At 70.8% G+C, this 14,593-nt stretch carries 14 protein-coding genes; 5 read left to right on the forward strand and 9 right to left on the reverse strand.

Annotated elements, in window-relative coordinates:
* Window positions 1-34: 34 nt before the first annotated feature.
* From OG407_RS03100 to glnT, 5 genes are all read right to left on the reverse strand, one after another.
* Window positions 35-1,126, reverse strand: a complete 1,092-nt coding sequence (locus tag OG407_RS03100) for an FAD-dependent oxidoreductase (RefSeq protein ID WP_405854745.1) — start codon at window positions 1,124-1,126, stop codon at window positions 35-37.
* Window positions 1,123-2,451 carry an FMN-binding glutamate synthase family protein gene (locus tag OG407_RS03105; RefSeq protein WP_405854747.1) on the reverse strand — a complete coding sequence of 443 codons (1,329 nt, stop codon included), beginning with the start codon at window positions 2,449-2,451 and terminating at the stop codon, window positions 1,123-1,125. Before OG407_RS03105 ends, OG407_RS03100 begins: the two co-directional genes overlap by 4 nt.
* Before the next feature lie 16 nt (window positions 2,452-2,467).
* Complete coding sequence (locus OG407_RS03110) at window positions 2,468-3,160, reverse strand: glutamate synthase (protein WP_405854749.1); 693 nt, start codon at window positions 3,158-3,160, stop codon at window positions 2,468-2,470.
* Window positions 3,148-4,023, reverse strand: a complete 876-nt coding sequence (locus tag OG407_RS03115) for a glutamine amidotransferase (RefSeq protein WP_405854750.1) — start codon at window positions 4,021-4,023, stop codon at window positions 3,148-3,150. Before OG407_RS03115 ends, OG407_RS03110 begins: the two co-directional genes overlap by 13 nt.
* A gap of 63 nt (window positions 4,024-4,086) precedes the next feature.
* The gene (gene glnT / locus OG407_RS03120; RefSeq protein WP_405854752.1) at window positions 4,087-5,481 is read right to left on the reverse strand and encodes a type III glutamate--ammonia ligase; all 1,395 of its coding nucleotides are present in this window, start codon (window positions 5,479-5,481) and stop codon (window positions 4,087-4,089) included.
* 243 nt (window positions 5,482-5,724) lie between these two features.
* On the opposite strand from glnT, the gene OG407_RS03125 reads away from it, so the two are divergent.
* Both OG407_RS03125 and OG407_RS03130 read left to right on the forward strand, forming a co-directional pair.
* Entirely contained in the window at window positions 5,725-6,483 is a 759-nt protein-coding gene (locus OG407_RS03125; RefSeq protein ID WP_405854754.1) for an SDR family oxidoreductase, read from the forward strand.
* Window positions 6,484-6,642: 159 nt separating this feature from the next.
* Complete coding sequence (locus OG407_RS03130) at window positions 6,643-8,007, forward strand: FAD-dependent oxidoreductase (RefSeq protein WP_405854756.1); 1,365 nt, start codon at window positions 6,643-6,645, stop codon at window positions 8,005-8,007.
* 75 nt (window positions 8,008-8,082) lie between these two features.
* On the opposite strand, the gene OG407_RS03135 is transcribed toward OG407_RS03130, so the two are convergent.
* From OG407_RS03135 to OG407_RS03145, 3 genes are all read right to left on the reverse strand, one after another.
* Window positions 8,083-8,217: a hypothetical protein gene (locus OG407_RS03135; RefSeq protein ID WP_405854758.1), complete on the reverse strand. Its 135-nt coding sequence runs from the start codon at window positions 8,215-8,217 to the stop codon at window positions 8,083-8,085.
* Complete coding sequence (locus OG407_RS03140) at window positions 8,214-9,404, reverse strand: DUF2306 domain-containing protein (protein WP_405854760.1); 1,191 nt, start codon at window positions 9,402-9,404, stop codon at window positions 8,214-8,216. The genes OG407_RS03135 and OG407_RS03140 overlap by 4 nt, the downstream gene beginning before the upstream one ends.
* An 88-nt stretch (window positions 9,405-9,492) precedes the next feature.
* Complete coding sequence (locus tag OG407_RS03145) at window positions 9,493-10,023, reverse strand: PadR family transcriptional regulator (protein ID WP_405854762.1); 531 nt, start codon at window positions 10,021-10,023, stop codon at window positions 9,493-9,495.
* A gap of 260 nt (window positions 10,024-10,283) precedes the next feature.
* Here OG407_RS03145 and OG407_RS03150 point away from each other — a divergent pair, with 260 nt between their 5' ends.
* The 3 genes from OG407_RS03150 (at window position 10,284) to OG407_RS03160 (ending at window position 13,670) form a co-directional block, all read left to right on the forward strand.
* Window positions 10,284-10,715, forward strand: a complete 432-nt coding sequence (locus OG407_RS03150) for a hypothetical protein (protein ID WP_405854764.1) — start codon at window positions 10,284-10,286, stop codon at window positions 10,713-10,715.
* Window positions 10,716-10,989: 274 nt separating this feature from the next.
* Window positions 10,990-12,237, forward strand: a complete 1,248-nt coding sequence (locus tag OG407_RS03155) for a hypothetical protein (protein ID WP_405854766.1) — start codon at window positions 10,990-10,992, stop codon at window positions 12,235-12,237.
* 161 nt (window positions 12,238-12,398) lie between these two features.
* Window positions 12,399-13,670 (forward strand): alpha-L-fucosidase, encoded by a 1,272-nt coding sequence (locus OG407_RS03160; RefSeq protein WP_405854768.1) that lies wholly within the window; start codon window positions 12,399-12,401, stop codon window positions 13,668-13,670.
* Window position 13,671: 1 nt separating this feature from the next.
* Here OG407_RS03160 and OG407_RS03165 read toward each other — a convergent pair whose 3' ends face one another.
* Window positions 13,672-14,469: a helix-turn-helix domain-containing protein gene (locus OG407_RS03165; protein WP_405854770.1), complete on the reverse strand. Its 798-nt coding sequence runs from the start codon at window positions 14,467-14,469 to the stop codon at window positions 13,672-13,674.
* Window positions 14,470-14,593: the final 124 nt, after the last annotated feature.

Genomic DNA, 14,593 nt, shown 5'->3' on the forward strand with positions numbered 1-14,593 from the left:
GGGCGTGTGTTCACCGGGAGTTGCGGGTCGGGGGTCATCGGCCCAGTGCGAAGCGTGGGTGGGGCTCGGTGCGCCCCAGGGCGAGGTCGGCGGCCATCGCGCCGATGAGCGGGGTGAACTTGGCGCCGTGGCCCGAGCACGGGGAGACGACGACGAAGGGGCCGGTGCGGTCGAGGACGAAGTCCTCGTCGGGGGTGGTGGTGTAGAGGCAGCTCGCCTCGGCGACGGGTGCGGGGTCCAGGCCCGGGAGCGTGCGTTCCACCCACGCGGTGACCTTGTCGCGCGAGCCCGGATCGACAATGCCGGTGCGGGTGTCCGCGGTTGTGGGGGTGCCCTCGTCGTGCTGGGCGACCTTGAACGCCGGGAGCGGTCCGCCGTCGCTGCCGGAGGGGAGGCCGTAGAGGTTCAGTTCGTCCTTGTGGACGAAGACGGGCCAGGTCGCCGACGGGTCGCGGCGGCGGAAGTGGAAGACCTGTTGCTGGGTCACCCGGAGGGGCGGCAGGGGCTCGGGAATGCCCAGTGGGGCGGCGAGTTGGGGCAGCCAGGCGCCGGACGCGATCACGACGGTGTCCGCGACGACAGTGGGGCCGTCCGAACTCAGCGCGACGCGGCCGTCGTTGAGGATCTCCGCGCCGGTGACGCGGGTGCCGGTGAGGACGCGGGCGCCCAGTTCGGCGGCCCGCCGCACGGCGGCGGCCACCGTCGCGTCGGCGTCGACCGTGCCCGCGTCCGGGTGGTGGAGCACGGGTCCGTCGAAGCGGAACTGCGGCCAGCGGTCCGTCGCTTCGGCCGCGGTCAGCAGTTCGTGCGGTACGGCGGCTGCGGTGAGGATGGCTGCGATGCCCTCCGGGTCACGGCCCGCGCCGAAGTCCAAGCCCCCGGTGAGGCGCAGCAGTTGGGCGCCTGTGTCGTGCTCCAGCTCCTGCCAGAGTTCGCGGGCCTGGCCGGTCAGGCGGACGTAGAGGGGGTCGCCGTAGGCGCGGCGGTAGATGCGCGAACTGCCGTGGGAACTGCCGGACTTGTGGCCGATCTCGTACGCCTCGACGAGGGTGACCTCATGGCCCTGCCGGGCGAGTTGCCAGGCCGTGGCGGCGCCCATCAGGCCCGCTCCTACGACGGCGATCACAGGGCGGCTCCGGAGGTGCCGGGGATCCAGTCGGTGCCGGCGAGGGGGACGCGGGCCATGGCGGCGGATTCGATGGTGAGGGCGACCAGGTCCTCGGGTTCCAGGTGGTGGAGGTGGGCCTTGCCGCAGGCGCGGGCGAGGGTCTGGGCCTCCATGGTGAGGACGCGGAGGTAGTTGGCCAGTCTGCGTCCGCCTTCGACCGGGTCGAGACGGGCCGCGAGTTCCTCGTCCTGGGTGGAGATGCCGGCCGGGTCACGGCCGTCCTGGAAGTCGTCGAAGTAGCCTGCCGCCGAGCCGAGTTGGCGGTACTCGGCGTCGTGGCGCGGGTGGTTGTCGCCGAGGGCGATCAGGGCGGCGGTGCCGATGGCGACCGCGTCCGCGCCGAGCGCGATGGCCTTGGCGACGTCGGCGCCGGTGCGGATGCCGCCGGAGACGATGAGTTGGACCTCGCGGTGGACGCCGAGTTCCCGAAGCGCCCGTACCGCCTGGGGAATTGCGGCGAGGGTGGGGATGCCGACGTGCTCGATGAACACCTCCTGGGTGGCGGCGGTGCCGCCCTGCATGCCGTCGACCACCACGACGTCGGCGCCCGCGTGGACGGCGAGCTTCACGTCGTAATAGGTGCGTGTGGCGCCGACCTTGACGTAGATCGGCTTCTCCCAGTCGGTGATCTCGCGGAGTTCGCCGATCTTGATGGTGAGGTCGTCGGGGCCGGTCCAGTCGGGGTGGCGGCAGGCGCTGCGCTGGTCCACGCCGACCGGCAGCGTGCGCATCCCGGCGACGCGGTCGGTGATCTTCTGGCCCAACAGCATGCCACCACCACCCGGCTTTGCCCCCTGGCCGAGGACCACTTCGATGGCGTCGGCCTTGCTGAGGTCCTCGGGGTTCATGCCGTAGCGGGACGGCAGGTACTGGTACACGAGGTGCTTGGACTGGCCGCGTTCCTCCGGGGTCATGCCGCCGTCGCCGGTGGTGGTGGAGGTGCCGGCCGCGCTCGCCCCGCGCCCGAGCGCCTCCTTGGCGTTCGCGGACAGGGCGCCGAAGCTCATGCCGGCGATGGTGACCGGGATGTCCAGGTGCAGCGGGTGCTTGGCGTTGCGGCCTCCGAGGACGACGTCGGTGTCGCAGCGCTCGCGGTAACCCTCCAGGGGGTAGCGGGACATGCTGGCGCCGAGGAAGAGCAGGTCGTCGAAGTGCGGGAGGGGGCGCTTCGCACCCCAGCCCCGGATGTCGTAGACGCCGGTCGCGGCGGCCCGTTGGATGGCGTGGATGGTCGCGCGGTCGAAGGTGGCCGACTCGCGCAGGCCGCGGGATGCGAAGTCCATGAAAGTAACAACTCCCTCAGTACGCCGTCGAGTTGTCGACCTTGAAGTGGTACAGCTGTCGGGCCGAGCCGTAGCGGCGGAAACCGGCCGGGTCCTCGTCGGACTCCGCCGCTTTCAGCAACTCGGCCAGTTCCGTGAGGTGTTCGTCCCGCATCTCCTTCTCCACGCAGTCCGCGCCGAGGGACTTGACCGTGCCCTTGACGTAGATCCGGGCCTCGTAGAGGGAGTCGCCGAGGGCATCACCCGCGTCGCCGCAGACCACCAGCCGCCCTGCCTGTCCCATGAACGCGCTCATGTGGCCGACGTTCCCTCCGACGACGATGTCCACGCCCTTCATCGAGATCCCGCACCGGGCCGCCGCGTTGCCCTCGACCACCAACAGGCCGCCGTGTGCGGTGGCCCCGGCGGACTGGGAGGCGTCGCCGCGTACCCGGACCGTGCCGGACATCATGTTCTCGGCGACACCGACTCCGGCGTTGCCGTGCACGGTGACCGTGGCGTTCTGGTTCATGCCGGCGCAGTAGTAGCCGACGTGGCCCTCGATGTCGACGGTCACCTCGTCCTTGAGTCCGCAGGCGACGCTGTGGGCACCTCGGGGGTTCAACACCCGCCAGGATGCGGCCGGTCGGGGTGCGTGGAGCGCCTGGTTGAGTTCGCGGACGGTGGAGGCCGCGAGGTCGGCGACCTCCATCCCGGTCAGCGCTGCCATACGTACACCTCTTCCGGCTCGGGTTCGAAGATGCGGGCGTGCTCGATGCCCGGCAGAACGTCCAGGGCGCGGTACTCGGACGCCATGGCCACCCAGGCGTCTGTCTCGGCGACCAGTGCGGGCTTGCAGGCGATGGCGTCGCGGACCACCGCGAAGGAGTCGGCGGTGGAGACCAGCAGCGTGTAGAAACCGTCGAACCGCTCGCACAGCAGCCGCAACGCCTTCTCCAGGTCGGCGCCCCGGGCGAGGTGGTGGGCGACGAAGCGGGCGCCGACCTCGGAGTCGTTCTCACTGTCGAACTCCACGCCCTGGGACCGGAGTTCGCGGCGGATGGTGGCGTGGTTGGCGAACGACCCGTTGTGGACCAGGCATTGACCGGGGCCGACGGAGAAGGGATGCGCGCCTTCGGGGGTGACGGCCGACTCCGTGGCCATCCGGGTGTGGCCGACGCCCTGGTAGCCGGTCACTCCGGCGAGCCCGAACGACTCCGCCAACTGGACTGGATTTCCAGTGCCCTTGAGGACGGCGAAGCCCTCCCCCGAGCCGATGACGGTGGCATGCGGCAGCGCGGTCGCGATGGCGGCGAGCAACTCGGGGACCGACGAGTCCGCGTGGACGACCGTCGTGGCGTCGGCGGCGACAACCACCACGCCCGGCATGGCCGTTGACGCCTCCTCCGGGGTCACTCCCAGCAGCGAGACGACAGCGCGCCCGGGTGGCGACAGACGCGGGTCGCCGTAGACCGCTACGCCCGCCGAGTCCGGGCCGCGTTCTACGACTTGGCCCAGCATGGCGGTGAGCAGTTCGCCGAGCCTTGGTTCGAGGGAGGGCTCCCGCAGATGGAGCCCGACGATTCCGCACATGCGGCTCTCTTCCGATGAGGAGGGACGGGGACGAACGGGCGGGTGAGCAGGGGGTGCGGCGGGTCAGAAAGCGGTGAGGTAGCGGTCCAACTCCCAGGCGCCGACCGTGCCGTGCCAGTCGAAGAACTCCTGCCGTTTAACCTCGCCGAAGTACTCGCTGACGCCGGGACCCGCCGCGTCGAGAGCCCCGCCGATCACCGGGTCGGCGGCCAGTGCTTCCACGGCGTGCAGCAAGGTCGGCGGGAGTTCGGGGCGGGATGCCGTGGCCGCCGCGTCTCCCGGTTCGCCGGGGTCGAGGGCGCGCTCGATGCCGTCGAGTCCGGCGGCCAGCGCGGCGGCTGCCGCGAGGTAGGGGTTGGCGGAGCCGTCGCCGCCGCGCAGTTCGACGCGGTTGCCGTCGGGGACGCGGATGAAGTGGGTGCGGTCGTTGCCGCCGTAACCGGCCTTGCGGGGTGACCAAGTCGCCCCCGAGCGGGTCGAGATCGCACCGGTGCGCTTGTACGAGTTGACGGTGGGCGCGATGACGGCCTGGAGGGCGTGGGCGTGGTCGAGGATGCCGCCGACGAAGGAGTAGGCGAGCGGGGACAGGCCGAGGCCTCGGGTGTCGCTGGCGTCGGGGAAGGCGGGTTCGCTCCCCCGCCACAAAGACAGGTGCATGTGCATCCCGGAGCCGGTGCGGTCGGTGAAGGGCTTCGGCATGAACGTGGCCGTCATGCCCCGCTGTTCGGCCAGTACCGACACCAAGTACCGCATGGTGATGACCCGGTCGGCGGTGGTGAGGGCGTCGGCGTAGGCGAAGTTCTGCTCGAACTGGCCGTTGCCGTCCTCGTGGTCGTTGGCGTAGTTGCCCCAGCCGAGAAAGTTCATCGCCTTGGAGACGGCGGTGAGGTGGTCGTACATCCGGGTCAACCCGCGTGCGTCGTAACAGGGTTGGGCGGCGGTGTCGCGGTTGTCGGCGACGGAGAGCGTGCCGTGTTCGTCGCGGTGGACGAGGAAGTACTCGATCTCCGCGCCGACCGCGAGGGAGAGTCCGAGTTCGGCGGCTCGCGCCAGGACCGCGCGCAGGATGATCCGGGGCGCGTAGGGCCAGGGCTTTCCCTCGACGTGCGGGTCGCAGTGCACGAGGGCAAGTCCCGGGCGCACGAAGGGCAGTGGGGTGTACGAGGTGACGTCGGGCAGCGCGATGACGTCCGGGTCGCTGGGCTGCTGACCGAGGGCGCCGGCGGCGTAGCCCGCGAATCCGACGCCGTCGGACTGGAGTTCCTCGACCGCCTCGACGGGGACGAGCTTGGCGCAGGGCTTGCCCGCGAGGTCGACGAAGACGGCCAGCACGAACTCGACGCCGTCGGCGCGGACTTGGGCGGCGAGGTCGGGCGTGGGCTCGGTGGTCGACGCCGGGTCGGTCGTCTGTGCCGGGCCGGTGGTCGTGGGCGGTGCGGCTGCGGTGTCCATCGCCATGGGAGGCTCCCAGCATCCGGGGTTTCCTGATGTGAATCTCGATTTCTCCCGAGGAAACCGCGCGGGCATTACCGGGCCGTTTCCCGCACGGAAGCAGCCTGTTGCCAACTGTCGGGCGGGGCCGCCGTGGCGTAGGACCGATCTCATGTGACGAATATGGCGTTCTCAATTAGCGAGAGGTAGCCTCTCACTTGATCGTCACAGCTCGCTCCGACTCGTCAACGTCCCGCCGGGGAGGCCGTCATGGCAGGCACGATGCAGGGCAAGGTCGCCGTGGTCAGCGGAGGTTCGACCGGCGTGGGGCGGGCCGTCGGGGCGCAGCTCGCCGAGAACGGGGCGCAGGTGGTGCTGCTCGCCCGGCGTGCCGACCGGCTGGAGGCGGCCGCGCGGGAGATGGCGGGGTCGGTGCTGACGATCCCGACCGACGTCAGCAGCGGCGACGGCGTCCGTGCCGCGTTCGCTCAGGTCGAGGAGCGGTTCGGGCGGGTGGACATCCTGGTGAACAGCGCCGGCGCCGCCCGCATCCGCGCCATCGAGGACACCGCCGACGAGGACATCCACAGCTGCATCGGCACCAACCTCCTGGGCCCGATCCACACGATCCGCTCGGCGGTGCCGCTGCTGCGGGCGGCGGGAGGTGGTGACATTCTCAACATCTCCTCCGAGATCACGCTGGACCACATGCCGCTGATGGCGATGTACGCGGCGAGCAAGCACGGCCTGAACGGCTTCACCGCAGCGATGCACAAGGAGCTGCGCGGCGACGGAATCCGGGTCGCCCTGGTGATCCTGGGCTCGATCTCGGACAGCGCCTTCATCGAGAACTTCCCCGGCGAGGACCGGCAGCGCGCGGCCCCGATATGGGAGGCGGACGGGTACCTGACCAGGGTGGGAGCCATGAAGCCGCTCCCCTCGGCGACCGTCGCCCGGGTCATGTTCCAGTTGCTCAGCACGCCGCCCGAGGTGGTCCAGGACGTGGTGCACATCCGCCCGGCGGGCTGAGAAAACCCCGTACGGTCCGCACACCGGCCGAACGTCAGCCCTGGGCGCCTCATAAACCGGCCTTATGAGGTCATAGACCGGACCCGCATACCGACTTAGGCATGCCTTAGTTTAGGCTTCCCGTCGAGTCGTCTGTTTTCGCTCGAAGGGAACCTGATCATGCCGCGCCCCCTGCGGGTAGCCATCGTCGGAGCCGGCCCCGCCGGGATCTACGCCGCCGACGCCCTGCTCAAGTCCGAGGTGGCCGCCGAACCCGGCGTGTCCATCGACCTCTTCGAGCGGATGCCCGCGCCCTTCGGCCTGATCCGGTACGGCGTCGCCCCCGACCACCCGCGCATCAAGGGCATCATCAACGCCCTGCACCAGGTCCTCGACAAGCCGCAGATCCGCCTCTTCGGCAACGTCGACTACCCGACCGACATCAGCCTGGACGACCTGCGCAGCTTCTACGACGCGGTGGTCTTCTCCACCGGTGCGACGGCCGACCGAGACGTGTCGATACCGGGTATCGAGCTCGACGGTTCCTACGGCGCCGCCGACTTCGTCTCCTGGTACGACGGCCACCCGGACGTCCCGCGCACCTGGCCGCTGGAGGCCGAGAAGGTCGCCGTTCTCGGTGTCGGCAACGTGGCTCTCGACGTGGCCCGCATTCTCGCCAAGACCGGCGACGAGCTGCTGCCGACCGAGATCCCGCCGAACGTCCACGAGGGCCTCAAGGCCAACAAGGCGCTCGAAGTGCACGTCTTCGGCCGTCGCGGCCCGGCGCAGGCGAAGTTCTCCCCGATGGAGCTGCGGGAGCTGGACCACTCGCCCACCATCGAGGTCATCGTGGACCCCGAGGACATCGACTACGACGAGGGCTCGATCACCACGCGTCGTAGCAACAAGCAGGCCGACATGGTCGCCAAGACCCTGGAGAACTGGGCGATCCGCGATGTCGGCGACCGCCCGCACAAGCTGTTCCTGCACTTCTTCGAGTCCCCGTCCGAGATCCTCGGCGAGGACGGCAAGGTCATCGGCCTGCGCACCGAGCGCACCGCGCTGGACGGCACCGGCAACGTCAAGGGCACCGGCGAGTTCAAGGACTGGGACGTCACCGCGATCTACCGCGCGGTCGGCTACCTCTCCGACAAACTCCCCAAGCTCCCCTGGGACATCGACTCGGGCACGGTCCCGGACGAGGGCGGCCGGGTCATCCAGGAGACCGGCGAGCACCTCCAGTCGACGTACGTAACCGGCTGGATCCGGCGCGGCCCGGTCGGCCTCATCGGCCACACCAAGGGCGACGCCAACGAGACCGTCGCCAACCTCCTCGACGACCACGCCAACGGCCGTCTGCACACGCCCGTTTCGCCCGACCCGGAGTCCGTGGACGCGTTCTTCGCCGAGCGCAACGTCCGCTTCACCACCTGGGACGGCTGGTACCAACTCGACGCCGCCGAAAAGGCGTTGGGCGAACCGCAGGGCCGCGAGCGCGTGAAGCTCGTCGAGCGTGAGGACATGCTCAGGGCGAGCGGCGCGTAAGCCTCACTCCCGCACAGCTGAGACCGAGGGGCCCGGCGGCCGTACCGCCGGGCCCCTCGCGCATGTCGGCCCGCGCTATCCAGTGGCATGGCCGGTGAGACTCACGCCTGCCAGGAGTCCGCCGACGAGGAGGCTGACGACCACAACGGCGGTGGCCGGCATGGCGACTCCGGCAGTGAGCGGACATCCGCCCGCCAGTGCGTTCGTCATGGGCGGACCTGCGCAACCGGCGTGGGCAGAGGGGGCGTTGGGGCGGAGCCCACGAGCGCAGTCCGCTTCAGCAGTTCACGGCCGTACATCACACGCAGGCTCACGACAGTGGTCGCGGTGAAGGCCAGCATCCCGCACCCAATGGCGACCCCGGCGGACAAGGCCGTCAACCGGTCGAGCCCCAGGGCGCGTTGAAAGACCGGAGCCGCAGCGACCGACAGCACCGGCGCCAGGCACAGTGCCGTCAGATGCAGCCGCCACTCCTCCCGCGCCCAGAGCCGACCCTGACGTCCGGCGCGGCGGGCGCTGACGGCCATCACGGCGTAGCTGACCGCGTAGGGAAGGAGATAGGCCCACAGCAGTCGCCGTCCGGTCGCACCGAAGTCCAGGAAGGAGCGCCCGATCCACAACAGGGCGACCACACCGGCGAGTTGCGCGACGACGAGCACGGGCAGCGGGGCCCAGGAACCCGACACGCCCTCGACCGTCGTACGGCGGTCCCGTGCGCGTGAGGCGATCAGTGCGCCCAATACGACCACTGAACCCAGGTGCATGATCGCGACCTGGTTGATCTGTTCCATGGTCAGGCCGGGCAACAGCCGGGGCAGGAAGCCCCATTCGAGGCGCAGCAGCGGTGCGGTGAGGAGGAATCCGTAGCAGAGGATCATCCAGCGCTGGTGCAGGTCGGGGAGTCCGCCGACCGCGGCGAGGATGCCGAAGGTCACGCTCATGACGGTGCCGACCAGGAGGGTGGCGAGCACGATCCAGAACGCGGGGCCGCTGAACGCGTCCTTGGGGGCCGTGCGCGCCAGGTAGATCCCGGCGCCGGCCATCGAGACGTACACCGTGACCGCGAAGACCACGCCCAGCGTGCGGTGCAGACGGGCGCGTCGGCGTGCGGCGGTGAGGAGTTGGGCGGGGCCCAGGAGCATGAGGGCGCCGCCGAGGACCGAGTGCACGACCATCGGTACGAGGCTGTGGCGGTAGGGCGCGATGCGGCCGGCGAGGGCGTCGGTGACGTAGTGCGGGGAGACGACGCGGCCCATGACCCACTCGCCGAGGGCGGGGGCGCCGGGGCGGGCGTACGGCCAGAGTTCGGTCATGGCGATCGGCGCGTAGGCCAGGCACATGACCGTCACCGCGATCATCGTGGCGCGGCGCCAGGTGCTGTTCGTCGGACGACGCACGGTGCCCCCCTGCGGGCTCAGGGCCTCGGCCCGGCCCTCGATAGTCTCGTCTGGACTATCGAGACGGTAGAGGCGGCCGTCGCCGGGGTCAACGGTCCTGCGCGCGTTCGTCGCGGTGCCGCACCCACTGCCAGAAGTCGACCATCATCCGCTCGTACCGGATGCCGAACTCCAGCGCCTCGCGCTGCCCCGGGGTCAGCAACTCGCCCACACCGTCGGCGAGTTCCTCGTAGCCCCGCAGGGTCTTCTCGTGCTCGCCGAGCTGGACCGGGGCGAGGACGTCGGGCCGGCCGCCGAACCACAGCTTGAGAATGCCGCGCTCCCTGGCCTCGACCGGCACGAACTCCGGGTCGTCCAGCCAGCCCCGGAGGACGGACCGGCCCTGGCCGGTGAGGGTCAACACCCGGCGGTTGCGGCCGCTTTCCTGCCGCACCTGGGACAACAGCCCCGCCTCCAGCAGCCGGTCGCACTGGGCGTACACCTGCGCGTGCGGCACCGACCAGAACGGCGCGACGGTCCGCGCGGCCTCCGTCTTCACGTCGTACGGACTCGCCTCGCCCAGTTTGTCGATGATGCCGAGGACGAGGTAGGAGGAGGTGGTCAGCCGCGCGTCAGACATGCGCCGACCGTATCGCGGTGTCGAACGAATACTTGGGGTCCGCAAATGATGTGAACTGCCCCACGACGGGTAGTTCTTAACTCAGCTAGCCCTTAACCCAGCGCCTGTTCCGCGTGAACACCTCCACTCAAAGGAATGTGGTCTTGGCTCTCGCGTACCCTGACGCCCCGTCAGCCCGTCGACCCGGGCGTACCTGGACTATTCGCATCACAGGTCACCGCGACCGTACCGCCTCGGTCAGCTGCTCCTCCGGGTGCGGCATGCCCGCCCGGTCGCGCGACATCGCGGCCCTGCGCCGCTTCGCCGAAGCCCATGCGGCGGCCCACGTCAGAGCGGCCACCGTACGCCCCGACGCGGCCTGCGGCTGCCGTCGTCAGCGGTGCGCGGCGCACGAGGGGACCCGGGTCGACTGCTCGGGCTCGGTGCTGCTCGTGCTGCGCCACGATCCCGCGATCGGCCAGGTGTGGACCCTGGCCGAGGTCTGCGCGGCCTGCGCCTCGCGGATGACGCACACCCGTGTCGTCGGCAAGCCGCTGCCGCGCACCCGGCCGCCGCGCGAGGAGACGGTCGTACCCCTGCAGGCGCCGTCCCCGACGAGCGCCCGTTCGGTGCCGGCCGGGTTCAGCGCGCCCCCGCCCGAACCGGGCGTCCCGTCCCGGCCGGGCGCCGCCGACAGGCGTCGGGGACGGTGAGACCCGGTGGCACACGGAAGGGACCCGCCCCGAGCGGATGGTGGGCGGGTCCCGTCCGCCCCATCATTCTGCGGACAGGTCCACGTCAGAGGCACGCGTGAAACCCGGCCGCCCGGAGTGAACCGATCACACCCCGCGCGTAAGCTCACGCGGTATCCCAGGAAAAACGGGCATACGAGACTCTACGACCCCTGCTCGACCCCCCGCTTGACCCGCCAAGATCTCCGACGGTGATACTGGTGGGTCAGCACCGCCCCCGCCCGCAGATTGGCCTATGTCGAACTCCTCCACAGCTCCGCCCACGATCCCCCAGACGGTGTGGCTGGCTCGCGGCCGCCACGTCGGGTCCGCCGACGCCGCGGATGTCGTACGGCGACAGCTGCAACGGCTCAAGGACCGCGAGGTCATCGACGACCACCTGGAACCCGACGAGGACCAGGATCAACAGCCCGACCCCGGTCAGGGCCAGGTTCACGATCAGGTCCATGATCCGCTCGACCGGGTCTTCGAGGCGCGGTGGCGCGTCGAGGGGACGGTGACCGTGCGGGCACGGTTGACGCTTCCGCATGTCCCGGAGCCCGGTTCCGGTTCCGCCGCCGCCTCCTCCGTCTCGGCGGAGGGGCAGGAGTGGGTCCTGGTCGCGGAGGCCGAGCGGGTCTGGGATCCCCGGTGGCCCTCCCCCGCGACCGTGTTCTGGCCCGAGGACCCCGGGAGCGCCGACGCCGGCTGGGACCGGGTGACGGTCCCCGGGCTGCGCTTCGGGCAGGTCAATCCGCTGCCTTCCGACGAGAAGGAGCTGCGGCGCCTGTTCCGGAGCTGCGCGCAGGACGGCTGGAGCATCCACGTCGTCGTGCACGAGGCCATGACCCCGGACGCGCACGGCCGGGAGCCCCTGGCCCGGCTGCTGCCCGCGAGCCTCCGGCACTGTGTGGTGGAGCACCGGGCCACCCCCGATCAACTACGCTCCGTCAACTGGGCGTTGCTGCGCGAGTTCGACTTCCAGGTGCCGCGCGGCGGTGCCGTGGTGCTGCCCACCAGTCCGGTGGCCCCCTCCTACGACGTGCGCGAGTTCTCCGTGCGCAGCGTCTTCCTCGACGGCTCCGAGCCCACCGAACTCGTGGACATCCTCTGCCGCTACGCCGCCTCCGCGCGCCCCCTCCCGGACGGCGGCCAGGAGGCCGTCACCGCGCTGCGCGAGCAGTGGAAGCTGATGACGATGGAGGAGGAACTGGCCCGGGAGCGCAGGCTCGTGGCCATGTACGCCGAGGCGCTCGAAGCGATGACGAAGTCCCGGGACCTGTACCGGGAGTCCGCGGACCGGGCCAACGAGGCACTGGCCGCACTGCGCGACTCCGCCGGAGCCGCACTGCCCGGGGCGCCGTCCCAGCCGGGCGGGTCCCCGTTCCAGCGGACGTTCGGTCGGCTAAGGGGCGCGACGAAGGCGCTGCGCCCGGCACCGCCGACCGACAGCGACCGCGCTGATCCGCCGAGTGACGGCGGCCGATCGGCGGAGGACCAGTAGCCCATCGGCGCCGGGGCCGGGGAGACATCGTCACCTGGACGGCCTCCCGGCCCCTTTGCCGTGCCGAAGGCCTACGCAGCGCAACGCCGATGGTGAGAATCGACCACCAGTGGTGATCACCGCCCACGCACCCCCTGAGCCCCCCGTCCTAGCTTGGGGGCATGCCGATGCAACCCTGGTTCCGCGATGCCAAGTTGGGCATCTTCGTCCACTACGGGATCTACGCCGTCGACGGTGTGCCGGAGTCCTGGTCCTTCTACTCGGGCGAGGTCCCGCACGACCAGTACATGCGGCAGCTCGACGGGTTCACCGCCGCGCGCTACGAACCGCGGGCCTGGGCACGGCTGTTCGCGCGGGCGGGTGCCAAGTACGCGGTGCTGACCGCACGTCACCACGACGGAGTCGCCCTGTGGGACTCGGCACACGGTGACCTGGACGTGGTCCGCCGTACCCCGGCGGGCCGGGATCTGATCGGGCCGTACGCGGAGGCGCTGCGCGAGGAGGGCCTCAACGTCGGCCTGTACTACTCCCATTCGGACTGGAACCACCCCGACTACGCCAGCACGGTGCACCCCCGGCCGCCCGAGGAGGAGATCCGCACCAACCCGTACGCCTCCGCCCGGCCCGGCCACGAGGACCCGGCCGCCTGGGCGCGCTACCTCGCTTACCGCAACGGCCAGGTCGGCGAGTTGGTCGACCGCTTCCGACCGGACCTGTTGTGGTTCGACGGCGAGTGGGAACGCAGCGAAGAGCAGTGGGGCATGCGGGAGTTGGCCGAGCTGATCCTCGCCGGGAACCCCGACACCGTCCTCAACGCCCGCATGCTCAGCTACGGCGACTACGCGACGCCCGAGCAGGGGGTGCCGCTGCACGCTCCGGACGGGCCTTGGGAGTTGTGCCTGACGGTCAACGACTCGTGGGGTTTCCAGCACGGGGACGAGCACCACAAGTCGGTCCGGCAGCTGGTGCGTTACTTCACGGAGACGATCGGGATGGGCGGCAATCTCCTGCTCGACGTGGGCCCGAGGGAGGACGGGACGATAACGCCCGCTCAGACGGAGCGACTTGAGGGGCTCGGCGCGTGGATCGCCCGGCACTCCGAGGCGGTGTACGGCACGGTCGCCGGTCTGCCCGCCGGGCACCACTACGGCCCCAGCACCCTCTCCGCCGACCGCCGCACCCTGTACCTGGTGTGCTTCGACCCGCCCCGCGAGTCGGTGTCGGTGCGCGGCCTGCGTACGCCCGTCAAGCGCGTCACCGTCCTCGGCACCGGCGCCGAACTCGGCCACGACGTCACCGGCGGCCTCGGCGACGTGCCGGGCGTGACGTGGATCGACGCCCCGGGCGCTGCCGACGTGGACGGGTCGGCGACGGTCCTGGCGGTCGAGCTGGACGGGGAGTTGGACCTCTACAGGGGTGCCGGCCGGGATTGAGTCACGAGGTGCCGGCGCGAACCGCCCTGGGTGACGCCCCCAGTTCGCGTCGGCACGTCTTGTTGAAGGCCTGTAGATCGCCGATGCCGACGGCGGCCGCGATCGCCGGGATGGACAGGGTCGACTCGCGCAGCAGGTGCCGGGCGCGTTCCATGCGGCGGTGCCGGAGGTAGGCGACGACCGTGGTGCCGGTCTCGGCGCGGAACAGGCGGATGAGGTGGTTGTGGGAGATGCCGGCCGCGTGCGCGACGTCGGGGACGGTCAGTTGGGCCGCCAGGTTCGATTCGATGTGGGCCACCGCGAGGGCGAATGCCGGGTGGGGGCCGGTGGTTCCGCCCGCGGCCGGGGTCGCCAGGTCGGCCACGCGCCACAGCACGGTCCACAACTCGGCCGCCGCGCGGGCGGAGTTGCGCGGTGCCGCCGCGACGGCCCGCTGCATCAGGTCGGTCAGCACCGGCGTCTGCGTACCGGCGTCCTGCATCACGGGCACGGTCAACCGCTCACCGGCCGACGGGAGTTCCAGGTGGGCGAAGAGGTGCTCGGAGCGGCCCCGGTAGTGGAAGCGCACCAGCGCGCCGGGCGGCACCAGGCTCACATGGCCGGGCCTGATCTCGTGCGCCACGCCGTCGACGGTCAAGTCGGCCTCGTAGCGGTACAGATGGAGCTGCCAGAGGTCGGGCAGCCGGAACACGTCGCGCGGGCTCGCCGTCCCGTGCACGCCGACGCCGAGGCTGGCCACGCGCGGTGGGGCGTCGAGGCCGATCCGTACATGGGTTCCGGTGCCGTTGGTCGCGCTCACGGTGAAAACGTACCAGCGCCTGACGAGGGGTCAACGGCTGTCAAGGCTCTTCGAAGCGTTCGGGTGTGATGTTCCCCTCGTCGGCCATACCGGGGCCGTAACCGGGCATCCGGATAGGGCACAT

Source organism: Streptomyces sp. NBC_01515 (assembly GCF_045040345.1).
In the GTDB taxonomy this organism is placed as follows: domain Bacteria; phylum Actinomycetota; class Actinomycetes; order Streptomycetales; family Streptomycetaceae; genus Streptomyces.

Bases quoted from the DNA above. Each gene is read 5' to 3' on its own strand.
- OG407_RS03155 (WP_405854766.1), top strand. From the start codon at position 10,990: ATGTCGAACTCCTCCACAGCTCCGCCCACGATCCCCCAGACGGTGTGG.
- OG407_RS03145 (WP_405854762.1), bottom strand. From the start codon at position 10,023: ATGTCTGACGCGCGGCTGACCACCTCCTCCTACCTCGTCCTCGGCATC.
- OG407_RS03135 (WP_405854758.1), bottom strand. From the start codon at position 8,217: ATGACGAACGCACTGGCGGGCGGATGTCCGCTCACTGCCGGAGTCGCC.
- OG407_RS03115 (WP_405854750.1), bottom strand. From the start codon at position 4,023: ATGTGCGGAATCGTCGGGCTCCATCTGCGGGAGCCCTCCCTCGAACCA.
- OG407_RS03110 (WP_405854749.1), bottom strand. From the start codon at position 3,160: ATGGCAGCGCTGACCGGGATGGAGGTCGCCGACCTCGCGGCCTCCACC.
- OG407_RS03125 (WP_405854754.1), top strand. From the start codon at position 5,725: ATGGCAGGCACGATGCAGGGCAAGGTCGCCGTGGTCAGCGGAGGTTCG.
- OG407_RS03105 (WP_405854747.1), bottom strand. From the start codon at position 2,451: ATGGACTTCGCATCCCGCGGCCTGCGCGAGTCGGCCACCTTCGACCGC.
- OG407_RS03160 (WP_405854768.1), top strand. From the start codon at position 12,399: ATGCCGATGCAACCCTGGTTCCGCGATGCCAAGTTGGGCATCTTCGTC.
- OG407_RS03130 (WP_405854756.1), top strand. From the start codon at position 6,643: ATGCCGCGCCCCCTGCGGGTAGCCATCGTCGGAGCCGGCCCCGCCGGG.
- OG407_RS03150 (WP_405854764.1), top strand. From the start codon at position 10,284: ATGCCCGCCCGGTCGCGCGACATCGCGGCCCTGCGCCGCTTCGCCGAA.
- glnT (WP_405854752.1), bottom strand. From the start codon at position 5,481: ATGGCGATGGACACCGCAGCCGCACCGCCCACGACCACCGGCCCGGCA.